Genomic DNA, 25328 nt, shown 5'->3' on the forward strand with positions numbered 1-25328 from the left:
TTCAGCGTCCGGCGGCCATCTCCACGAACCCGGCCCATGCCTCAGGGCCGAAGGCGAGCCGGGCCACTGCAGGCCGCTTCGAGTCCCTGACGAGGACGGCTCCGGAGACGGCGGCGACCTCGATGCATTCGCCGCCGTTGCCCGTGCTGTAGCTGCTCTTTATCCAAGCGGCCTCGGGCGCAGCCGCCATGCTGTGCTGCACGCTCATGTGTCTCCCATCAGTTGCTCGATGAACGCCACTGACTCGCTCGGTGTCAGCGCTTGTGATCGGAGGATGCCATAGCGCGCTTCGAGCGTCCGCACGTAGGCAGCGTCGGTGTAGAGGCGGCTGTGATCCTGTACTTCCGCGTACGCAAGACGCTGCCCCTTGTCAGTGTCGATCAACGAGAACGGACCGCCCAACGCGGCGTTGTCCTCGCGGTGGATCGGCATGACCTGCACCTCCACGTTCCTAGACTGGCCGGTCACGCGGATTTGTTCCAGCGTCTCGCGCATGACTTTCAGACCACCGATGGGCCTGCGCAGCACCGCCTCCTCGATCACGAAGCTCAGCAAGGGTGAGGGGCGTCGGCAGAGGATCTTCTGACGCACCATGCGCGCCTCAAGCCGCTGCTCGAACACTTCGTCTTCCAGCAGGGGCCGCTGCATGTGGAAGACGGCGCGTGCGTAGTCCTCCGTCTGCAATAGACCTGGCACGGCATAGACCGCATACACGTTCAAGGCCGTTGCTTTGGCTTCCAGTCGAGCCATGTCCCGGAAGAACGACGGATACTGGGCCCGAGCCACTTCCTCCTTCAACGCCGTCAGCAACCCCCCCGCCCCCAACACCTCATCCGCCTTCTCAATGAACAGGGCCTGCGGAATCCGTCTCCCCTGCTCGATGGACGCCACCGTGTCCGCCGAGTAGCCGAGCCGCCTGCCGAACTCGCCCCGCTCCAGCCCCGCCCGCGTGCGCAGCAGCTTCAACTGCCGTCCGAACGCGGTCACGACACCCGTCCCCGGGTCATCCTCCGGCCGCTGCTGCGGCTGCCCCGCTTCATCGTCCCGCACGGTCACCGTCTTGCCGCCTCTCCCCACGTACCGCCACGTACAGCGCCCGCGCCCGCCCCGTACGAAAGATCGACGTCAGCGCGTCACCCCTGGTCACGCTACGCCACGGAACGCCACCGTGAGTGCATGACCGCAACACAACCACCCCTCACCGCCCACCGGTTCGCGATGTGCTTCAGCTCCACTCCGCGCGGTGCCCGCCTCGCCCGGCGGCTGTGCGGAACCCGGCTCGACGCCTGGGGCGTCCCGTACGGCAGCGACGCGCACGACGCCGTCACGCTCGTCGCCGCGGAGCTGTGCGCCAACGCCGTACGGCACGGACACGTCGCCGGCCGCGACTTCCACGTCCGCCTCACCGCCGACCCGGCCACCGACACCGTACGGATCGAGGTCAGCGACACCCGCGGTGAACGCCTCCCCCACCTCCCCACATCCACAGCACAGAACGGTGACAGCGGACGCGGGCTGCTCCTCGTCGAGGCACTGGCCGACCGCTGGGGCTGGTCACCCCGCGTCGGAGGCGGGCCCGGCAAGACCGTGTGGGCGGAATGCACGGGCCTTTCCCTGTCTTGATCACGTAGCGCACGCGCGCCCCGGCTGGACTCACGAAACTCCACCCACGAGACTGATCCCCAACCACATCGAAGACCTTTCGGACACTCGACGGGGCGGGGGCCAGGTGCCGGAACCACGGCGGATCGCAGGGCGCTACGAGCTGCTGGAGCAGTTCAGTCACGGCGGCATGGGGGATGTGTGGCGCGGCTACGACGCCGTGCTGGACCGGCCGGTCGCCGTGAAGCTGATCCGTCCGCAGGCCGTGACGTCGCCCCACCTGGCGGAGGAGTTCGAGAAGCGGTTCAAACGTGAGGCGAGGGTCACCGCGCGGATCCAGCACCCGGGCGTGCCCCAGGTGTTCGACGCGGTGCTCGACGAGTCGTACGAGCAGCTGTTCCTGGTGATGGAACTGGTCGACGGCATACCGCTGACCGCGTACGTGCACCCCGACCGGCCGCACCTTCCCGTCAGCTGGGCGGTGGCTGTGGCGGCGCAGGTCGCAACCGTGCTGTCGTACGCGCACGACGTGCCGGTGGTGCATCGCGACCTGAAGCCCGGCAACATCCTCGTCGCCCGGGACGGCACGGTGAAGGTGCTGGACTTCGGCATCGCGGCAATCCTGCGGACGGACGTCACCAAGCTGACCGCGACGGGCAGCCCGATCGGGACGCACCAGTACATGGCGCCGGAGCAGGTGCGCGGCGGGCGGGTCACGCCGCGCACCGACCTGTACGCGCTCGGCTGTGTGCTGCACGAACTGCTCTGCGGGCAGCCACTGTTCAGCGGAGACAGTGAGTGGCAGCTGATGATGCAGCACGTCAACGCGGCCCCGACGCCGGTGCGGCAGGTGCGCCCGGACGTACCGCAGGCTCTGGAGGAACTCGTCCTGCACCTGCTCCGCAAGGCGCCCGAGGCGCGCCCGGCGGACGTGCAGGAGGTGTACGAGCGGCTGCGGCCCTTCCTGCCGGTGCCCGGCGAGGAGGCCGAACCCGAGGGACCCGAGCTCGCCGGGGCACCGGACCCGACCGGCATCTTCCGCCGCCCCTACGCGCCCCGTTCGCGGGCCGGCACCGCGAGTGCGCACTCGCCCGGGTCCGCTGCCGGGCCGGACGCTCCGCCGGTCGTCCCTGCGGCCGAGCGGGAGGCGCTGCGGGAGCAGCTCCGTCAGGTCCACGCGCACTACCTGGCTCTGATGGAGGAGGAGCGGTACGCGCAGGCCGCCGAGGTCGTGGGCGAGATGATCGAGCCGGCGGCGCGTGCCCTCGGCTCGGAGAACAAGGCGGTCCTGCGGCTGCGTACGCGGCGGGCGTTCAGCCGTCAGCTCGCGGGCGACCACCGGGCCGCGCTGCCGGAGTTCGAAGCGCTGGCCGACGCGTACGCGCGGGTGAGCGGCCGGAGCAGCGAGGAGGCACTGGAGTGCCGGGCGCAGGCAGCGCGTTGCCGTGGCGAACTCGGCCAGGTGACCGATGCGCTGGCCGGGCTGCACGGCGTACTTGACGCCGTCCGCGCCGTCGACGGCGACGTGAGCGAGAACGCGGTGGAGCTGCGCCGCGACATCGGCATGCTGCTGCTCGCGCAGCAGCGGGCCGCCGATGCCTTCGAGGTCCTGGAGCCGCTGCACGCGGACCTGTGCGTGGTGTACGGACCGGACGACGAACTCACCACCGAGGTGGCCGAGACCCTCGCCGTGATCCGTCTGGATCTCGATGGCGACGGCCGCGGTTCCTCCAGCTGAACCGACTTTCACCCGCTCCGCAGCCCGCCCGGACTCTAGGATCCCCGCATGCCGCAACTCGCCTTCGACATAGGCTTCTTCGCCGAACTCCCCAAGCTCCAGCCGCCGGTGCGGAAGGGCGTGCTCGACGCCTGGGAAAAGTTCAGCCGGCTCACCCTCGACCAGCTCTTCAAGGACCCGGGGCTGAAGCTGGAGAGCCTGACGAACGCGCGGGACAAGCAGATCCGGACGATCCGCATCGACCAGTTCTGGCGCGGTGTGGTCCTCGCCCCGGCGTCCGGCGACACCTTCGTCCTCCTGCGGGTCATGCAGCACGACAAGGCCATCGCCTGGGCGAGGAAGCAGAAGTCCAGCATCAACGAGGTGACGCGGGCGGTCGAGATCCGGGACGCGGCGACCCTGGACGCGATCACGCCCGCGTACGAGCGGGTGGCGGAGTCCTCACCGAAGCCCCGGCTGTTCGCGAGGTTCTCCGACGGGGACCTGACCGCGCTCGGCATCGACGCCGAGACGCTGCGGCAGGCCCGGTCGCTGGTCGACCAGGAGCAGCTCGACGTCTTCGCCCCGCTGCTGCCCCAGGACCAGCGGGAGGTGCTGCAGTACCTCGCCGCGGGATGCACGGTCGAGGAGGTCTGGCAGGACATCGTGGCACCGGCGTTGCAGGCATCGTCGCAGCCGGTGGACACGCGGGACTACGAGACGGCGATCCGGCACAGCCGGGCGCGCATCGCGCTGGTCACCGCCCCCGAGGAGCTGCGGGAGATCCTGGAGAAGCCCTTCGCGGCCTGGCGGGTCTTCCTGCACCCCTCCCAGCGGAAGGTGGCCTACCGGGCGTCGTACTCGGGGCCCGCGCAGGTCACGGGTGGGCCGGGCACCGGCAAGACCGTCGTCGCGCTGCACCGGGTCAGGCATCTGCTCGGCCACCTGCGCGACGGCGACCGCATCCTGCTCACGACCTACACCAACGCGCTCGCCAACGCGCTCCGCTCGGGACTGGAGTCCCTGGTCGACGACCCGGAACTGCGCGAGCGGGTGGACATCTCGACGGTGGACGGCTTCGCGAGCCGGGTCGTCGCCGAGGCACCGGGGTCGGTGGCACTGCGCCCGCTGATGAACAACGAGGAGGAGAGCCGCTGGGGCAAGGCCGCCAAGGCGACGGGCTTCACCGGCAGCGCGCAGTTCCTCGCCCAGGAGTACCGGCACGTCATCCTGGCCCAGGACATCCGGACCCTGGCCGAGTACGAGGCGGCGGACCGGCGGGGCCGCGGAAGCCGGCTGGCGGCGGCCGAGCGGCCACTGGTGTGGAAGACGGTCCAGCGCTTCACGGCCGGCCTCGCGGCGGACGGGGCCCGCACCTGGCTGCAGACTTGCGCGGAGGCGGCACGGCTGCTGGAGGAGCAGGGGCCGCGCTACCGTCACGTTGTGGTGGATGAGGCACAGGACCTGCACCCGGCACAGTGGCGTCTGCTGCGCACGGCCGTCCCCGCCCGCCCGGACGACCTGTTCATCGCCGGGGACCCGCACCAGCGCATCTACGACTCGAGGGTGTCGCTGAAATCGCTGGGTATCAAGGTGACCGGGCGGTCGGTGAAGCTGCGCAAGAACTACCGCAGCACGCAGGAGATCCTGCGCTGGTCCACGGCGTTGCTGATCGGCCGCCCCATCGCCCAGCTGGAGGACGAGAACCGCATCGAAACCCTCCTCGGCTATCGTTCCGCCCTCCACGGCGACGGGCCGGCTGTGCACGCGGCGGCCACCGAGGAGGCCGAACTGGACGCACTCGTCACGCAGGTGCGGACCTGGCTGGACGCGGGCATCGGAGCCGGGGAGATCGGGATCAGCGCACGGTTCAACAAGACCTGCGCGAAGGCGGTGGGACGTCTCAAGGACGCCGGTATCCCCGCGGCCACCCTGCGCGCCGCCGATATCGCCACCGGGGAAGCGACGACCGTACTGGCCGGGACCATGCACTCCTTCAAGGGCCTGGAGTTCCGCTGCGTCGCGGTCATCGGCGTCACCGAGGAGGCGCTGCCGTTCCCGAAGGCGGTCACCCCGCCCGAGGTGGACGCCAAACAGCACGAGACGGACATGCTGTCGGAACGCTGCCTGCTCTTCGTCGCGTGCACCCGCGCTCGGGACAGCCTGTACGTCTCCTGGTCCGGCAAGCGCAGCCCGTTCCTGGTGGAGGCGGGGGTGTGACCCCGCCGACGCTGACGGCACCCCGTCCTCGCTGTTCATCGCCTGCACGACGAGCGCAGCCCCTGACGGTTCGTCCCCTGGCCGGCAAACGGCACGTCCCTGCGAACAAGGCCCCCGTGTAGGCGATCGAGGCGGCGGACGAGCCGCTACCTGATGCTCTGCAGCAGCTGTCCCGTGGCAGTGACGGTCCAGAACGACCATCCGTTGCGATTCGGATTGACGTGCGGGTTGAGGGCGTGCACCACGGCGACTGCCGCCCCGCTGGGAGTCTCGTACTCACCACGGCCGGGACCGGAGGGGATCGTCACCGTGCGGGACGAGGGGTCGTAGTAGGCATCGGTACGTCGGCCCTCGTAGAGCGCGTGGATCTCGACACCCCGCTCTGTACGGAGCTCCTGCACTGCCGCCCCGACCAGTGTGGGCGCGGCTGGATCCTCCGCGATCACCTCCTCGTCGGCAGGCAGCTCGTCGGTGTCCCGGTGGGCGGACTGCCCGTCGTAGGTGGGCAGTCCCAGCAGCTCGTTGAGGACGTTGGCCAGCAAGCGCCTGCGGGCAGCCAGGAAGTCGGGGAATCGGTCCAGGGACCTCAGCTCGGGCTCGTCGGGAATCCACTGCTCGGCCAGACGCTCCGGCGCGATCCCCGCCATGTATTCGGCGGGCAGCCTGGAGGAGATCATCTTGTTCGTCTGGCCGGTGATGAAGGCCAGGTTGGCGAGACTGTTCCACTCCTCCTTCGCGTATGTCGTCTGGACCCGGGCGCGCGGGAACACATGGTGGAACTCGATCTTGGCACCGCTGTTCATGGGCTGGTCGCTGATGGCGATGTTGGTCGCCCAGTCCCGTGCCGTGCCCCGCAATGCGGCGATGTACAGCAGTTTGAAGAAGGGATGTGTGGAGTACTTCTGCTCCAGGTCCCTCGGGTGGAGGGCGCTGTCCAGGGACCGGGTACCAGAGGCCCTGCGGATGAGCTCGGCGAACAGGTCCGCTCCCGCACGGGACTTGATCAGCCTGGCCTCTGTGTCGAGCTTGCCCTCGACCTGCAGGGAGTAGTGGCTGAACGCCATCGCCGTGTACACCCAGCGGCGCAGTAGTTGGGCCTCCCCCGGGCGCAGCTTGCCGTCCCGGTGGTGCAGCAGCAGGGCGGGCACGATGGTGACGTTCGGCGACGAGAGGACCTCGGACCGGGCGATCGAGCACTCACCCTTCAGGAAGTCGATGGCGAAGCGCAGAGCCCTCTCGGTGGCCTGCCAGGCCTCCTTCAGCGCGGCTTCGTCCACATCCGCCCCGATGAGCTTGATGTGATGGGCGCCGGTTCCCGCGAGGAGGCTCATGAGACGCAGGACGGCTTCCCTGTTCAGGGAGAAGTTACTGTCCTGCAGTTCCTGGTGGAAGGCGTCCATGGTGTCCAGTCCGTCGGACCAGCGGGCCGCGATGGCGCTGTACACGAGATCGCCCTTGGACAGCCGCCGACCGCCCTTGTTCAGCCGGGCGAAGAGTTCGGCGACCTCCTCGTAGTCGTCGGACTCATAGGTGATGACGGCGATCTGGTGGTGCCGGACGTTGTTCACCTTCTGCAGCCGCTGGGTCCACGTGTCGAAGTCCGGATCGTCGAACGGCACACCGGCCTTGTGCAGGACTTGGTAGAACTGCACGTTCTCCTGCAACAGCGTCGACACCGGGATCAGCAGTGGATCCTTGCGCTGGACCGCGCTCGGGTTGACGAACTCCTCGGTGCGCACGTCGAAGCGCAGGTCGATGAACCGGCCGTCGGCCTTGGACTCGGGCCGGTACACCCAGGCGAGGGAGGTCAACCGCTGCTGCCCGTCCAGCAGATAGAGGGGGTGGTGCGCCGACTTGTCGGTCTGGACGACAGCGGCCGTCTTGAACGGGACGGTCAGATCGGTCTTCCACAGCAGCAGAGCGCCGACGGGATAGCCCCGGTAGAGGGAATCGAAGAGGTCGCGTACGTCGGGCCTCATCCAGACGAAGTCACGCTGGATGGAGGGAATGACGACCCTGCCCTGCAGTAGGTCCTCGACCTGAGAAATGATCTTTTCGTTTGCCAGCCCCATGCTGCCCCCACCCTGCGTGTGCTCCGCCGGACACACGGTATCAACCGCCGAAAAGGCCGACTGCGTTCGAACGGCCCCAGCGTCGCTCGCCAGGGTGTCGCGTACCCCGCTCCGGCCGTCCGGATGTCCGTGCGCACACTCCGCCACCATGCGCGGGGACACCACCACGCCGACTCGCCGGTGAGAAGGCGGTGACGCGGCCGAGGCGGACCGGCTCCGGGCGGAGAATGCCCGGGACCACGCTCCCTGTCGCGGTGCGGCAATCCGTCGCCGTGCACCGCCCCGCCCGTATGTCCCCTCGACCGTCCTCAACGGCGTTGCCAGTACCCTCCCATAGCGGGCCAGGCCGGCGGGCTCGCCGATGCCGTCGCCGGGTCGCCGCTGGCCGCGCGGGTCGCCGAGGCGGCCGTGCCGGGCGGGACGGGATGCGGGCCGGTCAGCGGCCCAGCTGGAGGGTCGCGATCTTCCACGGTCACAGTGCCAGCCGCCCCCTCCGTCACGGCCGGCGTCCCGCCCGGCCTGCCCGGCAGGTCGGCGCGGCGCGCTCGGGTGAACGCGCCCCGGACCAAGGCCTCGGTGCCTCGCCTCCTTCGGCGATCAGGCGCACCTCCGCCCAGCGTGGACTCCCTGAACGAAGGGCTCTCCCTGCTCGTCGACGACCCGAATCTGCGAGACCGGGTCGACGTCATGACCGTCGACACCTTCGCCGGACGCATGGTCAACACCTCCCGTCGGCCGCGCACCGGGTATGAGGAGAACGCCCGTTAGGAGCAGGCTGCGGAAGCCACCGGCTTCACCGGCACCCCGCAGTTCCTCGCCCAGGACATCCGCAGCCGGGAGGAGTACGAGTGCTGCGGACGCCGGGGCCGCGGCAGCGTGCTGCCGTGCTCCGCCCGGCCGCTGGTGTGGCGATGGACCGGGCAGCCAGCCCGTTCCTGTGGAGGCCGACTGCGGTGGCAGGGTAGCCGACACCGTCTGCTAACCATCCCTGAATCGAGCAAACGCCAGCAGGCATATGGGGTTTGACGATGCTTTCACTTGCATGGGAAGATGCCACCGCTTCAGCTCGTGAAGGCAGCGCGGCGAAGGACGTCGTGGTGTGAGGGGTGGACGGGCGGTAGCGAGAGGGACGCGGCTTCAGCCGCCCGCAGCCTTGCCGAGGATGCTGCGACCGGAATCCTGCCGCAGCAGTGCGGGATGCCTCTCGTGGCGTGCTCGCAGAAGGGGGCGTGTGATGGCTGACAAGAAGACTCCTGACGAGGGAGCGGTCGAGAAGACCGGGCAGTGGGTTGCTGATCTTGCGGAGAAGGTCATGGTGAACGGTGTAGGGCCGATCACGGGGTCGGTGACGTGGGCCGAGAACCGTCTTTCGCGTCGGCAGGGTGCCGATTACAGGGACCCTGGTGACGACGAGCGCCGTTCTCCTGAGGACATGAAGGATGACGTCGATGCGGTCGTCGCCCGCCTTATCAAGGAGTCCGTGGCTGCGGCTGGGACTCAGGGGTTCGTTACCGGGCTCGGGGGTCTGCTCGTTGCAGGCGTGACGATCCCTGCGAACGTGGCTGCATCCGTCGCCATCAACATGCGGATGGCTGGTTCCATCGCGCACCTTCGCGGATGGGACATCCGTGACCCGCACGTGCGGACCGTCGTGATGATGCTCGCGATCGGGATGAGCACGCAGAGCGTCCTGGCAGCTTTCGGGGTGAAGGTCGGTCAGAAGATCGGCGAGCAGATGATCAAGAAGATCCCGATCGCGATGCTCCACGCAATCAACAAGAAGGTCGGGTTCCACCTCTTCGCGAAATACGGAACCCGGCGCGCTGCGATCACGCTCGCCAAGGGGGTCCCGATCCTGGGAGGCTTTGTCGGAGGGGCTGTGGATGCAGGAGCAACTGCTGTCATAGGACGGGTCACGGACAAGGCCTTGCGCGGCGGCGCCCTGCGGGCCGAGGAACCGAAGTGACGAAGAAGCGAACCAGGTAGACGAGCGCTCGCCTATTCCTCGCTGGCGTGGAGGAGCAGCAGGAGGACTTCCGGCACTAGCGCTCGTCGCCGCCTGCCCTTGTCAGACCTCGTCCAGGTCGTGGGCGGTGCTTGCAGGTGTTGCAGAGCCTGTCGACAGGCACGTCATCGTCATCCCGGAGGTCGAAGTCCTCGCCCGAGAGTTTGCTTGGTCCCGAAGACGTGACGGGCCTTCCCCCGTGATGTGGACACGCGTTGGTGCGTCGTGCGGCGAGCGTGAGCTTAGCCGCGTCGTGTCGCCGTTCGTATTCATCGGGGCTGGGGCGGCCGCTGGCGAAGCGCCTGCGGCGGGTGTTGTAGCAGGCCAGTCAGGCGAAGACGATGGGCCCTGCAGGTGGCAGCGTCGCTGTAGACGCGGGCTCCGCGGAGGGTCTCGCGTTTCAGAGACGCATGGAACCGCTCGCAGGCCCCGTGTCCGCGCTGCTGCCGACCGCGCCCATCGACCGGTTGACCCCGAGCTGGTCACAGAGGCTGGCGCGAAGGCCCCCGAACCGTATTGGGCCCCGTGATCGGAGTGGAACAGTGCCCCGTCCACGCCTCCGCGGGTGCGGGCGGCTATCCGCAGGGCGTCGGCGGCCAGGTCCGTGCGCATGTGGTCGGCGATGGACCAGCCCACGACCTTCCTGCTGAAGCAGTCCAGGACCGTCGCTATTCTGTGGAATCTGTGACCTGCTGCTTCGTCATTGGGCGCCTTGTCTGACCTCGACGATCGGCAGCAGCGCGCAGGTGGTCGGCCGGTTCAGGTCGCGAGGGCTGGCGCCGACGGGAGTGGGGACCTCGGAGAGCCGGCTGAGAAGTCCTTCGAGGGCGGCCTGGCCGTCGTCGACGGCGGCGCGTTCGTCGTCGGTCAGCGGGATGGAGATGAGCATCCGCTGCAAGTGGCTTTGGCTTCGATGAGTTGGGCCTGGGCGGAGTCCTTCGGGCGGTAGAAGTCACAGCGTGCGCAGGCCATGCGGTGCTGACACCGTTCGAAGAGGCTGTAGGTGCAGTAGTCGTGCCCGAGGTCGTAGTGCTGCCAGGGCTCGCCGCCCGCGACTGCGCCGGAGGCGACGGCGTCCCGGCCGACGAGGACTTCAATGGTCCGCAGGTTGCGGGAGAAGTATCCGGCTTGTGTGTATGCCCTGGTCGGCGTTTTTGGTGTGATCCTCGCGTAGTGCTGGGTGCTGGTCGGGCTGCGGTGTCCGAGCCATGCCTGCAGTTCGAAGTGAACCGTGCCCACCCGCGCCTCGCCCGCTATCGGGCCGCCCTCGCCGCTGGAGCCGACCCCGCTGTCGTCACCACCAATGGATCAACGACGAGCGCCCTGGCAAAGCGCAAATGCTACGAGGACCGCGACCGTAAGGTCGAGGCCCTCGCATCCGTATCGTTATAGCAAGTGTCCGAGGGGGGACTTGAACCCCCACGCCCGATAAAGGGCACTAGCACCTCAAGCTAGCGCGTCTGCCATTCCGCCACCCGGACTAGGTGATCGGCCCCGGTTTCCCGCGGCGACGTGGACAACAATACCAGGGCTTCGACGTGCCCCTCACCTGCATATCCGGTGGTCAGTGGGGGCAAGCGGACCCGATCGGGGGCCCGCGGGCCCCGCCGCCTCCCCCTCCACACGGTGTGTATCCGCGCCCACACAAAGGGTGATATCGCCGGTGATCAGCCTGTTCCGCCGACTAGGCCGGCCGCTCCGGAGCAACCTCGCGGCCCATGGACTGCGCGTGGCCGGGGCGCGTGACGTCGGCGGCGAAGGCGGACCGTCGCCGGCTGACCTCTTCTGTCACTGGACGACGACGCGGAGGTGGACGCCGGGCATCCCGGCGTCGCTGTTCCTGGTCAGCTGAAAGCTGCGGCCAGAATGCCCGCCGTCTTGGCGACCAGGGGGTTGTCGGCGGGGGCGTCCCGGTCGGGCTTGGTGGTCATGACGGCCAGGACGACCGGTGGGCGGCCGGGAGGCCAGGCGATTCCGGCGTTGTTGTTGCCGCCGTAGCTGCCGCCGCCGGTCTTGTCGGCAACCGTCCAGTCGGTGGGAAGCCCGGCTCGGAAACGCTCACCGCTGGTGGTGTTGGCGAGCAGCCAGTCGGTGAGCAGCCGGCGGTCGCAGGGGACGAGTGCGTCGCCCAGGACGAGGCGGGCGTAGGTCCGCCCGATGGCGCGAGGTGTGGTGGTGTCCGTCTCGCGCCATGGCTCCGCCGAGTTCAGCTCGGGCTCCCAGCGGTCGAGGCGGGTGACCGGGTCTCCGACGGAGCGGCAGAAGCGGGTGATGGCGGTGGGGCCGTCCAGTTCGCGGAGGAGGAGGTTGGCCGCGGTGTTGTCGCTGTGTGTGATGGAGTACGCGCACAGCTCGGCGACCGTCATCCCGTGGGCGAGGTTCTCGGGCTTGCCGGTGATCGGCGAGTGGCCGGAGTCCTTGACGTCCTTCGCGGTATAGCGGATGCGGCGGGCGAGGAACTCACCGTTGCGGTCCAGGTCCCGCAGGACCGCCGCCGCGCCGATGGTCTTGAACAGGGAGCACATGGGGAAGCTTTCGTCCGCCCGGTACACCACCAGGCGTCCCGTGGCGGTGTCATGGGCGTAGGCGCCGAGCCGGGCGGAGTGCTCCCGCTCCAGGGCGCGCAACTGCCGGGTGACCCGGGCCTCGCCGGGCGCGGCTAAGGCGGCATGCGCCGGGGTCACCTGGGATACGGCGGCCAGCGCCGCCCCGGCCCCGGTGGCCAGGATCGTCCGGCGGGTCGGGCGAGCTCCGATGGGTCGCATAGTCGTGTGCCTTTCCTACGTGCGGCAGTTCGTCCGGCAGCGTCTGGCATGACGTCACTTCCGGCCCAACTGGTTGCAATGACCTCATCAACCGCGCGCGGTGGGCCCTTGGGCCGCTTCAGCTCGCTGTCGGGGAAGGCCGGCGGCCGGGGTACCGGTCGACTCGCGGCCACCACCTCACGGACGTCTTCAACGCGGTCAACAGGTTCTCCGCGCGGCGGTTCGCGACCGACTGATCTCCCTCAACTCCCGCAGCCGACGCGGCGCTACCCTCCGTACTGCTGCCCCTGACCGGGGCGCGACAAAGCCGTCCGCCTGGTTCCCCTCGGCGGACGGCCTGCGTCGTGGTGTTCAGAGATCAAGATCGGCGGCGGCGACGTAAGCGTCCTGGGCCGCTGGACGACACCGGCCGGGGCCGGCGGCGGGATTCGAACCCGCGTTGCTCTCTTGACAGGAGAAGTAGCCGCAGCCTGCGCACCTGAACGAGGCCCACCGTAGCCGGGGCCGATGAGCCGAGCACCTGAATTACGGCGCGACGCCCACCCGCTCGTGTCGCCGCACGATGCGGGGGCGGCGCTGACCGCTCGCGAGCGGCCGGCCGTGAGCAGGGAGCGGGAACCGCCGGCGGCCGGCGTGACGTACCCGCGCAAGCACATCCACCGCCGGGCCGCGGACAAACAGCAGACCAAGCAGAGCGGTTACTCGCCGCGGCGGGTCACGAAGTCGCGGACGCGGTCGACCAGGCCGGTCCCGGGCTCAAGGAACGTGTCGGCGGGCGGCGCGTCGGGAGCGTTCGGGTCCGGGCGCGTGGGCGCGAGCCTCTTCGCCGATCGGACCTCGTCTCCGAGCCGTTCCAACTCGCCGGGTGCGCAGGCGGCTTGCAGCTGGACGAAGAGGTGGGTCTCCTCATCCCTGACGTGAGCTTCCACCTCGGTCCTGAGTTGCGCGAGCAGGTAGTTGAACTCAGGATCAGCGGCGTCACGCCCCTCCAGGTCCTTGAGCAGCTCCTCGACTCGTCCGTGGTCGGCGATCTCCTTGTCGGCGAGCGTGTTGCCGTCCCGCAGATGCCTGCGTACCGCGGGATACAGGTACTCCTCCTCCGCGACGGAGTGCCGGACCAGTTCGATGGTCAGCCGGTCCGTGAGATTCCTGCGCTCCGGGCTGCCGGGCTCGGCCCGTTCGATCCGGTCGAAAAGGTCATCCACCTCGCGGTGGTCGGTGGTCAGTTCATTGATGACATCTCCGCCGTGGGCCATGGCCCGTCCCTCGTCTCTTCCCGTGTGACCAATCAGGTCAGCCATGACACGGGTTCCCGAGGGTGGCAGCGGATAACAGTTCCCGGCTCCGCTTGGGCCGGGCGGCATACACGGGAGATGTACCCGGGGCGCACCCGCGGCGCTGCCGTCCGACTGCCGGCAGATGACGTCAATCGAGCAACGAGCCCTGGTTGCTGCGCCCGGTGACCATCGCCCGGCTCACCCGCGTCAGTGGACCACCACGCGGACCAGGGCCGAACGGGTGTGCCGGAGAACCCGGCGCCGTAACCCGGGTTCAGAGCGCCCCTCATCCGTATATCCGGTGGTCAGTGAGGTGCGGCCGACTCGTTCGCGGCGGGCTCGGCCGCATCTCCGCACCCCGCTCACGGCCTGTTGCGGCCCGCGCCGGCACAGTGCAGGACGTACCTTCGCGTGCGTGAGTGATCGTCGCTATCGACCGCCCCGCGCGCTCTCGCTGCTGCGCGAGCATCTGCGGGACACCTTCTGGTTCGCGCCGGCCGCCGGGCTGCTGTGCGCCTTGGCGCTGTGGTGGGGGGCCTCCGCGCTGGATACGCAGATCATCGCGTATCTGCAGCGCGAGCAGGCATACGAAGCGATCAGCGACCTCATCTCGATCGCCGACGACAGCAAGACCATCGTGACGACGGTCAGCTCCGCGATGATGACCTTCATCGGTGTCGTCTTCAGCATCTCGCTGGTCGCCGTCCAGATGGCCAGTGGCCAGCTCACCCCGCGGGTGGTGCGGATCTTCGTCAGAAGCCGGATCAGCAAGCTGACGCTGACCGTGTTCCTGGCGACCTTTCTGTTCTCGCTGCTGGTGCTGACCTCGTACGAGAGCGAGACCGATCCCAAGCTGGTCACCTCGGTGCCGCTCGTGCAGAGCCTGCTGACCATGGCGATGGTCGGGCTGAGTCTGCTGCTCTTCATCGCCTATGTGAGCGCCATGCTGCGGCTGATGCAGGTCGGGCCGGTCGTCGACCACATCGCCCGGGAGTCCTTCCATATGCTGCGCAGGCAGCCGGCCGGCGGCCAGGACCTGGCGCCGCTCGCTCCCGAGACCGCGTGGGTCGCGCATCACGGGCGGGCGGGTGTGCTGCGGGATGTGAATGTCACGCGGTTGGTACGGGTGGCCGGGCGGCACGGCGTCGTGCTGCGGCTGATTCCGCGGATCGGGGACTACGTGGTGCCCGGGATGCCGGTGCTGGCCGTGCACGGGAAGGGTTGGCCTCGACAGGCGCTCAGGTCCGCCGTGTCCGTGGGGGTGGAACGCTCCTTTCACCAGGATCTCGGGTTCGGGCTGCGGCAGCTGTCGGACATCGCGCTGCGCGCGCTGTCGCCCGCCGTGAACGATCCGACGACCGCCGTGCAGTGCCTGGACCGGATCGTGCAGTTTCTGGCGGCGGTGGTGAGGATGCCGCTCGGGGCGGTGCAGCACCGGGACCGGCAGGGCGATGTGCGCCTGGTGCAGGACGTGCCCGGGTGGACCGATCTGGTGGATCTTGGGCTGGCGGAGGTACGGCTCTACGCGCCGGGGCATCCACAGGTGACCCGTCGGCTGGTGGCCGGGATCGACGATCTCTTGCTGCTCACGCCCCAGGAGCGGAGAGAGCCGCTGCTCAGGCACCGCACGCTCCTGGTTCAGGCCGTGGAGCGCACCGTGCCCGAGGCGGCCGAGCGCGCGTTCGCGCTGGAGCCCGACCGCCAGGGCATCGGCTAGGCGGTCACGCCATCAGGTGGTAGTCGGGGAAGTTGCCCGGCAGACGCTCCCCCGCCGGCCCGTCCGTCACAGCCCGGATCAGTAGCTCGCCGCCGACGAACGCGCCCCGCCAGGACGCCCCGAAACCGCCGAACAGCTCATCGCGGTCACCGCGCGAGCGCGGCTTTCCGTGGCCGACCTTGAAGGCGCGGATCTGCGGGGCGAGTCGCTCGTACGTCGCCGGGTCGTCGGTCGACAGCGTCGCGACGAGCGCGCCGTTGGAGGCGTTCATCGCGGCGAGCAGTTCCGCCTCGGTGTCGACCAGGACGATCGTGTCGACCGGGCCGAACGGTTCCGCGTGGTGCAGTGGCGAGGACGGCGGCGGCCCCAGCAGGGTGACCGGCGGGAGGTAGGCAGCCGTGTCCTGGCCGGGCAGGAAACGGCCTTCCGCCAGGGTGCCCCGGTGCAGGGGCACGGCCCCGCGGTCGATCGCCTCGGCGACCTGGTCGCCCAGTTCCTTCGCCTTCGCCGCGTTGATCAGGGGGCCGAAGTCCAGGGCGGGCAGCGGGTCGTCGGGGTGCTCGACCGCCAGCGGGTGACCCGTACGGACGGAACGTACGGCGGGCAGGTAGGCCGCGAGGAAGTCGGCGAACAGCTCGCGCTGGACCACGAAGCGCGGATACGCCGTGCACCGCTGCTTGCCGTAGTCGAAGAGCTTGGGGATCACCGCGGTGAGCGCGTCCCAGTCGCTGTGGTTCCAGATGCCCCAGGTGTTCAGGCCCTCCTGTTCCAGGATGTGGCGCTTGCCGAGGTCGGCCACGGCGGTGGCGATACGGGCTCCGGTGTCGCGGCCGCCGACGAAGGAGACACAGCCGATCTCCGGGGAGCGGACCAGGGCCTCGGAGAGCTCGCCCCCGCTGCCGCTGACCAGGGTGATCGGGATACCTTCACGGGCGGCGAGAGCGGAGGCCAGGGTGAGGCAGGCGACACCGCCGTCGGTCGGGGTCTTCGCGATCACCGCGTTCCCGGCCAGGGCCTGCGCGAGCATCGCGTGGACCAGGACGGACATCGGGTAGTTCCAGCTGGCGATGTTGGAGACCGGGCCCGGCAGCGGCGTACGACCGTCGAGCATCGACTCGGCACCGTCGACGTACCAGCGCACGCCGTCGATCGCACGGTCGACGTCGGCCTGGGCGAGCCGCCACGGCTTGCCGATCTCCCAGACCAGGAGCAGGGCGAGCAGTTCGCGGTGTTCGGTGAGGGCGTCGAGGGTGGCGGCGACACGCGCCCTGCGCTCGTTGAGAGGGACGTGGCGCCAGGTCCGGTGCTGGTCGAGTGAGGCGCGTACCGCCTGCTGCGCGGTTGCCTCGTCCAGGCGCGGCGGTCCCGCGACAGGGCTGCCGTCGACCGGGCTGGTTGCGGGCAGGGGGCGGCCGTCGGCCTGCCACTGGGTGGCCCAGAGGTTCAGTACGCGGTCGTCACGGAAGGACTCGGGGGCGACGGCCTGGCAGCGCTGCCAGGCGTCGGCCCATGCGGTGCCGGGCTTGAGGGTGAGGATGGGTGCCATGGAAGGTCTCCGCTCTCGGTGCACAGTCGGGGCGGGAGGTGCGATGGCTCATGTCTCGTACTGGACGGTAGTGAGCGTGCCGTCGGCGGTCAGCGCACACGGTCTCAATTGTGGGTGACGTCACGTGATGTCGCGTGATGTCGAGAGCCGGTCGTGGGCGAGCCTCGCCGTCTCGGTGGGCGTCGAGCCGGCCCCCTGCACCCCCATGATCGCGGGGTGGCCGTCACGACCATTGACGGTCGTGACGGCCACCCCGCTGTTGTGCCCGGTTGTGCCGACGACTACGAGAGGTCGCCGTTGTAGTCGGGCAGCTTGAACGTCTTCTCGGCGTGGCCGCCCACGAGATCGGTCGTGTTGTTGCCGATGTTGGCGATGATCGTGTAGCCCTTCGCCTCGATGGCGGCCCGCTTGCCCGTCTTGTACGCGCTGACCTCGCTGAAGAGGTCGGGCAGATCCCGTACGTAGAGGCCGTCGACCGGGTATCCGACCTTCTTCAGGTTGTAGTCGGTGAGCGAGTAGATGATGCCGGGGCGGGCGGTGACGAAGAAGACGTCCACTCCGCGGGACTTCGCGTAACGCACCAGGTCGAGAACCGGCTTGACCGCGGGGGTCGGGTACTCCCAGAAGGGATGGAAGTCCGTCTCGAGCGAAGTGTTGTCGATGTCGAGGACGATCGCCTGCTTCGCACCGGAAGTGTTGGCGGTGCGCTGCTCGATGTAGGGGCGAGCGACGGCGATGACGTCGGCGACATCACGCTGCCAGGTCCCGTAGTCGACGTCGGCGAGCAGCGCACCGCCGCGGCCGGACTGCTGCGGCGCGGCGGCGGCCGGGGTCGCCGGGTGGTCCGACCCGGTCGAGTCCGCGGCCGTTGCCACCGGGGCGGCCATGGTGAACGCCAGCGCGGCGGCGGTGGCCACCGACCGGATTCTCCACTTGCCTGCATGCATGGGGGGTCTCCTGCGTCTCGGAACAGCTCAGGGAAAGCCCTCCGTCCCGTACGGACGGAGGGCCTTTGACATGTTCGCGTTCCATGATGGACGGAACCTTACGTTCCCTCTACTGGCCGGTAGCAGGATTCCCGCGCCGACGCGGGATCGGCGCCGCGCGGACCCGAATCGGTACTGCGCGGACCCGAATCGGCGCCGTACGGACCCTCAGCAGCCCTTCTCGCGAAGCGAGTGGAGGTCCTCGCCGGACTTGCGGGCAAACGCGAACGACTCGACCGGGTTGTCGTGTTCGGTCTGCCAGTGGTGGTCGCGGTAGCCGCGGTGCGTCCTGTTCACCGCGGAGATGAAGCGCTTGTAGTCGACGTCTCCGTCCCCGCCGTCCACCATCCGGTAGCCGTCGCGGGCGGACTCGTCGTGCGTGCCGTCCTTGACATGGAACAGCGGGTAGCGGTGGGGCTGCTTGAGGACATAACGCAGAGGGTCGAAGGGGGCGGGGGTGCCGTCGGCGCGCCTGCCGAAGCGGAACTGGCCCACGAAGGCCCAGTTGGCGAGGCATTCGTCGGCCAGCCGGCGGATCACGGCGTAGAGCTCGGCGCGCGCACCGCCTCGGCGGGTGCGGCCGGTGAGCGGGCAGGGCGTGGTGGTCGTGCTGTGCGGTGGCACTCGTGGTGCTGGTGGTGCTCGCGCCTTTCGGCGCGTCGGGCGTCGTGCGATCGACCGGCCCGGTATCAGGCCGGCGAGAACAGGTGGTCGCTGATGAGCCTGGCCGCACCGATCACCCGGCGGTCGGCCCCAACTCGCCCAGCACGATCGGGAGATTGCCGGTGGCCGGCGGCAGCGACTGCCGGTAGACCTGGGTGCGTACGCTGGCCAGCAGCGTGTGGCCGAGGCCGGTCACTCCGCCGCCGATCACCACGAGCCCCGGGTTGAAGAAGCTGACGAGTCCGGCGATGACCTGGCCGACGCGGTTGCCGCCCTCGCGGATGAGCTCGAGCGAGGTGGCGTCGCCGGCGGCAGCGGCGGCGGCCACGTCGACGGCTGTCACTCTCCCGGCCGCCTCCAGCCGGGCTGCAAGCTCCTCCGACCGGCCGGTGCGCGCCGCGTGCGCTTTCCCCAACTGGGAAGAACTTGCGCACAGTTCCGACTCAACTTTCTCCACACTCGGGACAAAGCCCTGATCGCCGCTGGAGGTTGTGCGCCAAGCGTTCCATCGAGAGGGGCGCGAGGCCCGCGAGGTGTTCACGCGTGCACCGGGTTCTGCCCTGGCGTACCTGGTGCGGTGGCCGGAGCAGCAGGTATTCAGGATGGGTGACTCCGCAACAGAGAAAGGGGCGCCTCGATGCGCGCACGTGATACCGACGGGCACTCGGAGGCCGAGGCGTCCCGGCGCACGACCGCCCCTGCTGCCACGAGGGCACCGGACCTGGGCGGGCCGGAGCACACGGCCATGTCTGCGCAGGGACTCCTCGCCCTGCAACGCACCGCCGGGAACGCGACGGTGGCCCGCCTGATCGAGGAGGCACGGCATCAGCACGGTGCCGACTGCGGCCACCAGCACAACGAACCGGCCCCGGTGCAGCGTTCCGCCGTCCACGGCGTGCTCCGCACCTCGGGAAGTCCGCTGGAGGAGCCGGTGCGCCAGGAGATGGAGGCCCGTCTGGGCGCCGACTTCTCCGACGTGCGCCTGCACACCGACAGCGCGGCCCGTGCTTCCGCGGCCGAGGTCGGTGCCCGTGCCTACACCTCAGGGAGTCATGTCGTCATCGGTGACGGCGGGGCCGACAAGCACACCCTTGCCCATGAGCTGACCCACGTGATCCAGCAGCGCCAGGGTGCTGTCGCGGGAACCGACAACGGCAGCGGGCTCAAGGTTTCCGATCCGTCGGACCGGTTCGAACGCGCGGCGGAGGCCAACGCCACCGAAGTGCTGCGCCGGCCGTTGCCCGGCACGACGAACAGCCGGCCGGAAAAGAATCGAACGCCGCTCAGCAGCACGATGACGGCCCACGACGGGAACGCGACCGTGCAGCGTGCGCCCACCTCCGGCGCGGCTCCGGTGCTGAGTGCCTCCCACTTGGCAGCAGACGATCTCGAGGGTGAATGCGGGTTCTTCGAAAGGAGGCGGAAGTGGAACCTCAACAACCCCCAACAGGGATTGATCATCCAGCAAATCACCAGGCGCTTCGCCGTGGAGAAGTTTGAGGACGACGCCTGGACCCCCCTGCAGGGCGGGGCCATCGACTCCTACATCACGGCCAAAGGGTCCAACGCCTTCGCCACTGTTACTCAGTACTGGGAGCTGTGGCAGGTGGATGCCCAGGGCAATGTCGCCGATCAGGGCGACGACACCTTTTCGCTCTGCTCCGTGATACCTGGCAGGAAACGAAAGAACACGACGCGCGGCTCCTTCGCGATGACCGGTGACGCGGTGTTCTATCCCACGACCGTGACGCCGGACCAGCTCGGCTTTGCCCGTTACGCGGCGGCTCCCGCCGGCGGCCTTTTCAGCACCCTGACCGATCCGGCTGCGGCCATCAGCGCGAACGGGCTTGTCGCCTCGGGCACACCGATCCGGTACAGGACGAACGTGACCTGGGACAGCTCGGCAGAGGACAGGCACAGCGACGTACAGGAGAGTTGACGTCCACGGCGAGGCCTCACCCACGACGCCGCAGGCCTTCCGACCGGGCCGTCTCCCGCCGGGTACAGGGGGCGGCTGAACTCCCAGGACTCTCCGCGCCGGTGATACGTACCGGCGAACCCGGCAGTGCACCTGTCCGGCCGGCTCGGCCAGGAGGAGCACCGTCCCTCCTGGCCGGGGCCTTCTGTGCCGGGGCCCGGGTCACCTACGGCCGGAGTCCAGGAGCTCGGCCAGCCGGTCGACGAAGACCCGCTGACCGGTGACCAGCTTCTCCCCCGCCTCTTCGAGGCCGAACCACTCGGCTCGGTCGATCTCCGGGAACTCCTGTACACGGCCCGATCCTCGGGGCCACTCCATGGTGAAGGTGCCCGGCACGACGAGGTCCGTGTCGAGGTCGCCCTCGAGTGCCCAGACGGTGACGATCTTGCCGCTCGACTGGCGGGCTTCGCCCAGCGGCAGCCAGCTGCCGAGGGGCGGCGCCAGACCGAGCTCCTCCTCGAACTCCCGCCGCGCGGCGGCCATTGGCTCCTCGTCCGGGTTGTACTCACCCTTCGGCACGGACCAGGCGCCATCGTCCCGGCCCTGCCAGAACGGTCCTCCCATATGGCCGATGAGGACCTCGACGTCCGTACCCCGCTCGCGGAACAGCAGCAGGCCCGCGCTTCGCTTCGCCGTCATGCGGTTCAGTGTGCCCCGCTCCGGCTACCGTCGGTGCGCCCTCTTCGGCCACAGGTATGCGCGCCGCCGGAGCCGGACGTCACGCACGGCCACAACCACTGTCGTCGGGAAACCGCTGCCCCTGATCAGAAGCCGCGCCCCCGGATCAGGGGCAGCGGATGACCTGACCCGCGTAGGAGAGATTGCCGCCGAAGCCGAAGAGCAGTACCGGATCGCCCGACTCGATCTCGCCGCGCTCGACAAGCTTGGAGAGCGCCATCGGGATCGAAGCCGCCGAGGTGTTGCCGGACTCCACCACATCGCGGGCGATCACGGCGTTGACGGCGCCGATCTTCTGGGCGACGGGCTCGATGATCCGCAGATTCGCCTGGTGCAGGACGACCGCGGCGAGCTCCTCGGGGGTGACGCCCGCCCGCTCGCAGACCTTGCGGGCGATGGGCGGGAGCTGGGTGGTGGCCCAGCGGTAGACGGACTGGCCCTCCTGCGCGAAGCGGGGCGGGGTGCCTTCGATCCGTACGGCATGGCCCATCTCCGGGACCGAGCCCCACAGGACCGGACCGATCCCGGGTTCCTCACCCGGCCCGGTCGCCTCGATGACCGCGGCGCCCGCGCCGTCGCCGACGAGCACACAGGTGGTGCGGTCGGTCCAGTCGGTGATGTCGGCCATCTTGTCGGCGCCGATGACCAGGGCACGGCCGGCGGCACCCGCCCGTACGGTGTGGTCGGCCGTGGCGAGCGCGTGCGTGAAGCCCGCGCAGACGACATTGAGGTCCATGACGGCGGGCGAGCCCATGCCGAGGCGTGCCGCGACACGGGCCGCCGTGTTCGGGGAGCGGTCGATCGCCGTGGAGGTGGCGACCAGCACGAGGTCGATGTCGGCCGGTGTCAGACCGGCCGAGGCCAGCGCCTTGGCGCCGGCGTGCGCGGCCAGCTCGTCGACCGGCTCGTCGGGACCCGCCACATGCCGGGTCTCGATCCCGACGCGGCTGCGGATCCACTCGTCGCTGGTGTCGACCATGGCCGCCAGGTCCGCGTTGGTGAGCACCTTGGCGGGCTGGTAGTGCCCGAGCGCGACGATCCGTGAACCGGTCATGGATGGCGTTCTCCTTGTACAGAAGTCAGGAGCTACCCAGTCTTAGCTGCTACCACCCGGTACGGCGGCATGTGATCCCACAGCTTCGGGGCCCGGACTTTGGAGCTTCCCAAGGGTGCGACGCTCCTTGACCTTCTGTTCCGCCCGACCGGCTCGCGCTCTCCTTCATGAGGGAATGCGCTGTGCGCGAGGCCCGGACCTGGGACGATTCCGCCCAGACCGGGACGATCGCCGTCCGCGCCCGCTGCGGCGGCGCCTGCAATCCCACTCTCCCTGTGCAGGAGAATGAGATCGTCAAGGTCACTTCGCCGCACCGACCGGGTGACCAACGACACCCTCCGCGTCAAGGGCCGCTTCGGCTTCCAGCACGTACAGAATCGGATGTGATCGCCATGGGACGGGTCACCGAGCGCCGCCGCACCATCCGCATCAGGGACGGCGTGGTATCGACCCGCCCCGACACTCTCGTGGCCGAGGAGCCGATGGAGATCCGTCTCAACGGCAAGCCGCTCGCCATCACCATGCGCACGCCGGGCGACGACTTCGCGCTCGCGGCGGGCTTCCTGGTCAGCGAGGGTGTGCTCGGTTCCGCGGACGAGCTGCAGTCGATCGTGTACTGCGCCGGGGCCCCGGTGGGGGTCCCCCCAGCGGTGGCCGGGGGAGGATCCAACACCTACAACGTGGTCGACGTCCGGCTCGCGCCGGGAGTGCAGGTCCCGGACATCACCCTCGAGCGCAACGTCTACACCACCTCGTCCTGCGGACTGTGCGGCAAGGCCAGCCTCGACGCCGTGCGCACCATCACCCGCTTCCCCATCGCCGACACTCCCCCCGTCCGCGTCGAGCCCGCCCTGCTCGCTGGCCTCCCCGACCGGCTGAGGGCGGCCCAGCGGGTCTTCGACCGCACTGGGGGTCTGCACGCGGCCGCACTCTTCTCGGAGGACGGCGGCCTGCTCGACGTACGGGAGGACGTCGGCCGGCACAACGCGGTCGACAAGCTCGTCGGCCGGGCGCTGCGGGACGGCAGGCTGCCCCTGTCCCGGGCGATCCTGCTGGTGTCGGGACGGGCCTCGTTCGAGCTGGCGCAGAAGGCGGTGATGGCCGGTATCCCGGTGCTGGCCGCGGTCTCCGCGCCGTCCTCGCTCGCCGTCGATCTGGCCGCCGAGACGGGTCTGACCCTGGTCGGTTTTCTGCGCGGCGCCAATATGAACGTATACGCGGGCGACGAGCGGATAGCGCTGAACACCGGAGTCTGAAGCGCCCCCCGCTGCACGGGATACGCACCCGGCCGACGGGGAGCGCCTCCAGCGGCCGGCCGGGTCCCTCCGTGACAGCTCAGTGCACGACGTCCACGAAGACCGGGTTGGTGTAGCACCAGGTGTCCAGCCACGGGTCGCCGTTGCCGGGCTCGTGCGGGACGGGCCCGTGCGGGTCGACCGCCGCGCCCAGGAAGCCGGGACCGTTGCGCTTGCCGTCGCTGCCGCGCAGCCGCAGGTAGAAGGACTCCTCCACCTTCCCCACCGGGATACGCAGCGTGTAGCGGCCGGTGCGGCCATCGACATCGGCGGTGTGCACGACACGGGTGTCCGGTGCGCGCCATTCGTCGCGGTCGGCGACCGGGCCGCGTACGGCGCCACGGATCACGTCGAGGTGTGCCAGGCGCGGCACCTCTCCGTGGTGGTTGGGGCGGGACGCGGTGGTGACGGTGACATTCAGGACGACCTTCTCGCCGCGGCGCACGCGCAGCCGCCCGCCGAGAGTGACTCCTCGCCCGCCGCCGTGCTCCCTGTCGACCCGTACGTCGATGCCGTCGATGAGCTGTCCATGGTCGACCCAGACGCGGCCGGCCCTGAGGCCCGCCATCACATGCCGGTAGCCGTAGCGGGTCACGCCGACATGCGTACGGCTGAACTGGCCGGGCCAGAAGTCGCCGCCGGGCTGCGGCTCCGCGGTGTTGACGGGATCGGGCAGCCGGCCGGTGTTGTCGAAGTTCTGTCCGGGCAGCCAGTCGCCGTTCTTCCAGGTGTCGTACGCGACGCGGTGCACGTCCGAGTTGGTGGTGATGGAGAACAGCCGCCCCTCGGCGAGCATCGCGTCCCACAGGCCGCCGACGGTCGCGGTCGCCCAGTCGAAGCCTCCGTACGTCACATAGGCCGCGGCCGGGTAGCCGGGCCAGGAGTTCTCGGAGGGCTTGTTGACGTACTCGCCACGGATGCTGTCCGGTCCTGCCCAGCCGGGGAACGCGCCTGCCTGGGCGCCTGGCGCGCCCTCCATGCCGATCATGATGCCGGGGGCCGCGTCCCGCCAGGCACGCATTTCGTGGGGAGAGTCGATGCCGAGGCGCAGCGGGTGGTTGGCGAGCACCAGCACGTCGTCGACGTATCCGCAACGGCGCTGCTGGTCAAGCCATTGGAGCGCCTTGACGGCGTGGGCCTCGTTGCGCGGGGTGTCGGGGTGGTGGGGTCCGCCCGCGGTGTAGCCGAGGAGTTTGCCGTCGTAGGCCTGCTCGAAGCGGGTGAGCAGCTCGACCTCGTGGCGTCCGGGCGGCGAGAAGACCGTGCAGTGCTCGGCGCCGGGGATGTACCACTCCAGGCCCTGGAAGATCAGCATCCGCTTGTTGTCGGCGCGGGCCTTGAGGATCTCGCGGTGCTCGGCCTCGGCGCCACCGGCCCGGGCGTGGCCGATATTGCTGTGCTCGGTGAGGACCATCCAGTCCAGGCCGTACCGCGCTGCGGCGCCGGCCAGCTGGGAGAAGGTGTACTTCGCGTCATGGCTGTAGACCGAGTGCACATGGTGATCGCCCACGAGGTAGACGAGGTTGGGGTCGCCGAGGGCCGGGGTGTGCGCCTCGGCCGCGGTGGGCGCGAGCAGGGCGCCGCCGGCGAGGGCGGTGCCACCGGCGAGGGCGGTGCCACCGGCGAAGGCGGCGCCGAACAAGCCCGCGCTGCGGAGCAGTCCGCGCCGCGAGAGTCCCTGCGGGTCGAGCGAGCCGGCGGGTACGTCGGGGTCCGCCCAGCGCGGCAGGGGCTGTATCGGTCTCGGCATGCT

General features: G+C 69.5%; 21 protein-coding genes, 2 tRNA genes and 3 pseudogenes. 8 read left to right on the top strand and 18 right to left on the bottom strand.

All coding sequences use genetic code 11. The annotated features are described in order from the left end of the window. Window position 1: 1 nt before the first annotated feature. Window positions 2-208, bottom strand: a complete 207-nt coding sequence (locus ACWDZ6_RS06950; RefSeq protein WP_451502021.1) for a DUF397 domain-containing protein — start codon at window positions 206-208, stop codon at window positions 2-4. Beyond that, window positions 205-1056, bottom strand: a complete 852-nt coding sequence (locus tag ACWDZ6_RS06955) for a helix-turn-helix domain-containing protein (RefSeq protein ID WP_451502022.1) — start codon at window positions 1054-1056, stop codon at window positions 205-207. Before ACWDZ6_RS06955 ends, ACWDZ6_RS06950 begins: the two co-directional genes overlap by 4 nt. 120 nt (window positions 1057-1176) lie before the next feature. Between ACWDZ6_RS06955 and ACWDZ6_RS06960 the strand changes: the two genes are divergently transcribed. From ACWDZ6_RS06960 to ACWDZ6_RS06970, 3 genes are all read left to right on the top strand, one after another. After that, window positions 1177-1623, top strand: coding sequence for an ATP-binding protein (locus ACWDZ6_RS06960; RefSeq protein ID WP_451502023.1), 447 nt, complete (start codon window positions 1177-1179; stop codon window positions 1621-1623). Window positions 1624-1792: 169 nt separating this feature from the next. After that, window positions 1793-3340 (top strand): protein kinase domain-containing protein, encoded by a 1548-nt coding sequence (locus ACWDZ6_RS06965; protein ID WP_451502329.1) that lies wholly within the window; start codon window positions 1793-1795, stop codon window positions 3338-3340. Window positions 3341-3388: 48 nt separating this feature from the next. Beyond that, window positions 3389-5539 carry a UvrD-helicase domain-containing protein gene (locus ACWDZ6_RS06970; protein ID WP_451502024.1) on the top strand — a complete coding sequence of 717 codons (2151 nt, stop codon included), beginning with the start codon at window positions 3389-3391 and terminating at the stop codon, window positions 5537-5539. A gap of 146 nt (window positions 5540-5685) precedes the next feature. Here ACWDZ6_RS06970 and ACWDZ6_RS06975 read toward each other — a convergent pair whose 3' ends face one another. Further along, a complete protein-coding gene (locus tag ACWDZ6_RS06975; RefSeq protein ID WP_451502025.1) occupies window positions 5686-7611 on the bottom strand; it encodes a GmrSD restriction endonuclease domain-containing protein in 1926 nt (641 codons plus the stop codon). Window positions 7612-8229: 618 nt separating this feature from the next. On the opposite strand from ACWDZ6_RS06975, the gene ACWDZ6_RS06980 reads away from it, so the two are divergent. Together ACWDZ6_RS06980 and ACWDZ6_RS06985 are read left to right on the top strand one after the other, a co-directional pair. Next, the gene (locus tag ACWDZ6_RS06980; protein WP_451502026.1) at window positions 8230-8379 is read left to right on the top strand and encodes a hypothetical protein; all 150 of its coding nucleotides are present in this window, start codon (window positions 8230-8232) and stop codon (window positions 8377-8379) included. 466 nt (window positions 8380-8845) lie between these two features. Then, window positions 8846-9577 (top strand): EcsC family protein, encoded by a 732-nt coding sequence (locus ACWDZ6_RS06985; protein WP_451502027.1) that lies wholly within the window; start codon window positions 8846-8848, stop codon window positions 9575-9577. A gap of 102 nt (window positions 9578-9679) precedes the next feature. Here the strand turns inward: ACWDZ6_RS06985 and ACWDZ6_RS06990 are convergent. From ACWDZ6_RS06990 to ACWDZ6_RS07020, 7 genes and pseudogenes are all read right to left on the bottom strand, one after another. Beyond that, window positions 9680-10294: pseudogene (locus tag ACWDZ6_RS06990) on the bottom strand (DDE-type integrase/transposase/recombinase); the annotation flags it as partial. 22 nt (window positions 10295-10316) lie between these two features. Next, window positions 10317-10505: a hypothetical protein gene (locus ACWDZ6_RS06995; protein WP_451502028.1), complete on the bottom strand. Its 189-nt coding sequence runs from the start codon at window positions 10503-10505 to the stop codon at window positions 10317-10319. Then, entirely contained in the window at window positions 10484-10855 is a 372-nt protein-coding gene (locus tag ACWDZ6_RS07000) for a hypothetical protein (RefSeq protein WP_451502029.1), read from the bottom strand. The genes ACWDZ6_RS06995 and ACWDZ6_RS07000 overlap by 22 nt, the downstream gene beginning before the upstream one ends. Window positions 10856-11012: 157 nt before the next feature. Then, window positions 11013-11097: transfer RNA gene (locus ACWDZ6_RS07005), tRNA-Leu, on the bottom strand. A gap of 363 nt (window positions 11098-11460) precedes the next feature. Continuing rightward, window positions 11461-12381, bottom strand: coding sequence for a class A beta-lactamase (gene bla / locus ACWDZ6_RS07010; protein ID WP_451502030.1), 921 nt, complete (start codon window positions 12379-12381; stop codon window positions 11461-11463). 413 nt (window positions 12382-12794) lie between these two features. Further along, a tRNA-Asp gene (locus ACWDZ6_RS07015) sits at window positions 12795-12883 on the bottom strand. Window positions 12884-13079: 196 nt separating this feature from the next. Next, window positions 13080-13637 (bottom strand): hemerythrin domain-containing protein, encoded by a 558-nt coding sequence (locus tag ACWDZ6_RS07020; RefSeq protein WP_451502330.1) that lies wholly within the window; start codon window positions 13635-13637, stop codon window positions 13080-13082. A 436-nt stretch (window positions 13638-14073) separates the two neighbouring features. Here ACWDZ6_RS07020 and ACWDZ6_RS07025 point away from each other — a divergent pair, with 436 nt between their 5' ends. Further along, window positions 14074-15375 carry a DUF2254 domain-containing protein gene (locus ACWDZ6_RS07025; protein WP_451502031.1) on the top strand — a complete coding sequence of 434 codons (1302 nt, stop codon included), beginning with the start codon at window positions 14074-14076 and terminating at the stop codon, window positions 15373-15375. 4 nt (window positions 15376-15379) lie between these two features. Here the strand turns inward: ACWDZ6_RS07025 and ACWDZ6_RS07030 are convergent, their stop codons facing one another. From ACWDZ6_RS07030 to ACWDZ6_RS07050, 5 genes and pseudogenes are all read right to left on the bottom strand, one after another. Next, complete coding sequence (locus ACWDZ6_RS07030; RefSeq protein WP_451502032.1) at window positions 15380-16921, bottom strand: aldehyde dehydrogenase family protein; 1542 nt, start codon at window positions 16919-16921, stop codon at window positions 15380-15382. A gap of 120 nt (window positions 16922-17041) precedes the next feature. After that, window positions 17042-17173, bottom strand: coding sequence for a hypothetical protein (locus ACWDZ6_RS07035; RefSeq protein WP_451502033.1), 132 nt, complete (start codon window positions 17171-17173; stop codon window positions 17042-17044). A gap of 29 nt (window positions 17174-17202) precedes the next feature. Then, a complete protein-coding gene (locus ACWDZ6_RS07040) occupies window positions 17203-17868 on the bottom strand; it encodes an HAD family acid phosphatase (RefSeq protein WP_451502034.1) in 666 nt (221 codons plus the stop codon). A gap of 207 nt (window positions 17869-18075) precedes the next feature. After that, window positions 18076-18411 (bottom strand): annotated as a pseudogene (locus ACWDZ6_RS07045) (sugar phosphate isomerase/epimerase); the annotation flags it as partial. A gap of 185 nt (window positions 18412-18596) precedes the next feature. Then, window positions 18597-18970, bottom strand: a pseudogene (locus tag ACWDZ6_RS07050) (ROK family protein); the annotation flags it as partial. Between the two features lie 237 nt (window positions 18971-19207). On the opposite strand from ACWDZ6_RS07050, the gene ACWDZ6_RS07055 reads away from it, so the two are divergent. After that, entirely contained in the window at window positions 19208-20509 is a 1302-nt protein-coding gene (locus tag ACWDZ6_RS07055; protein WP_451502035.1) for an eCIS core domain-containing protein, read from the top strand. Window positions 20510-20710: 201 nt separating this feature from the next. Here the strand turns inward: ACWDZ6_RS07055 and ACWDZ6_RS07060 are convergent, their stop codons facing one another. Together ACWDZ6_RS07060 and ACWDZ6_RS07065 are read right to left on the bottom strand one after the other, a co-directional pair. Further along, window positions 20711-21187 (bottom strand): NUDIX domain-containing protein, encoded by a 477-nt coding sequence (locus ACWDZ6_RS07060; protein ID WP_451502036.1) that lies wholly within the window; start codon window positions 21185-21187, stop codon window positions 20711-20713. 145 nt (window positions 21188-21332) lie between these two features. Next, window positions 21333-22280 carry a beta-ketoacyl-ACP synthase III gene (locus ACWDZ6_RS07065; RefSeq protein ID WP_451502037.1) on the bottom strand — a complete coding sequence of 316 codons (948 nt, stop codon included), beginning with the start codon at window positions 22278-22280 and terminating at the stop codon, window positions 21333-21335. 392 nt (window positions 22281-22672) lie between these two features. Here ACWDZ6_RS07065 and fdhD point away from each other — a divergent pair, with 392 nt between their 5' ends. Beyond that, complete coding sequence (fdhD, locus tag ACWDZ6_RS07070) at window positions 22673-23536, top strand: formate dehydrogenase accessory sulfurtransferase FdhD (protein ID WP_451502331.1); 864 nt, start codon at window positions 22673-22675, stop codon at window positions 23534-23536. Window positions 23537-23615: 79 nt separating this feature from the next. On the opposite strand, the gene ACWDZ6_RS07075 is transcribed toward fdhD, so the two are convergent. After that, entirely contained in the window at window positions 23616-25325 is a 1710-nt protein-coding gene (locus tag ACWDZ6_RS07075) for a PHP domain-containing protein (protein ID WP_451502038.1), read from the bottom strand. Window positions 25326-25328: the final 3 nt, after the last annotated feature.

The sequence above is a fragment of the Streptomyces sp. NPDC002926 genome (assembly GCF_053591755.1).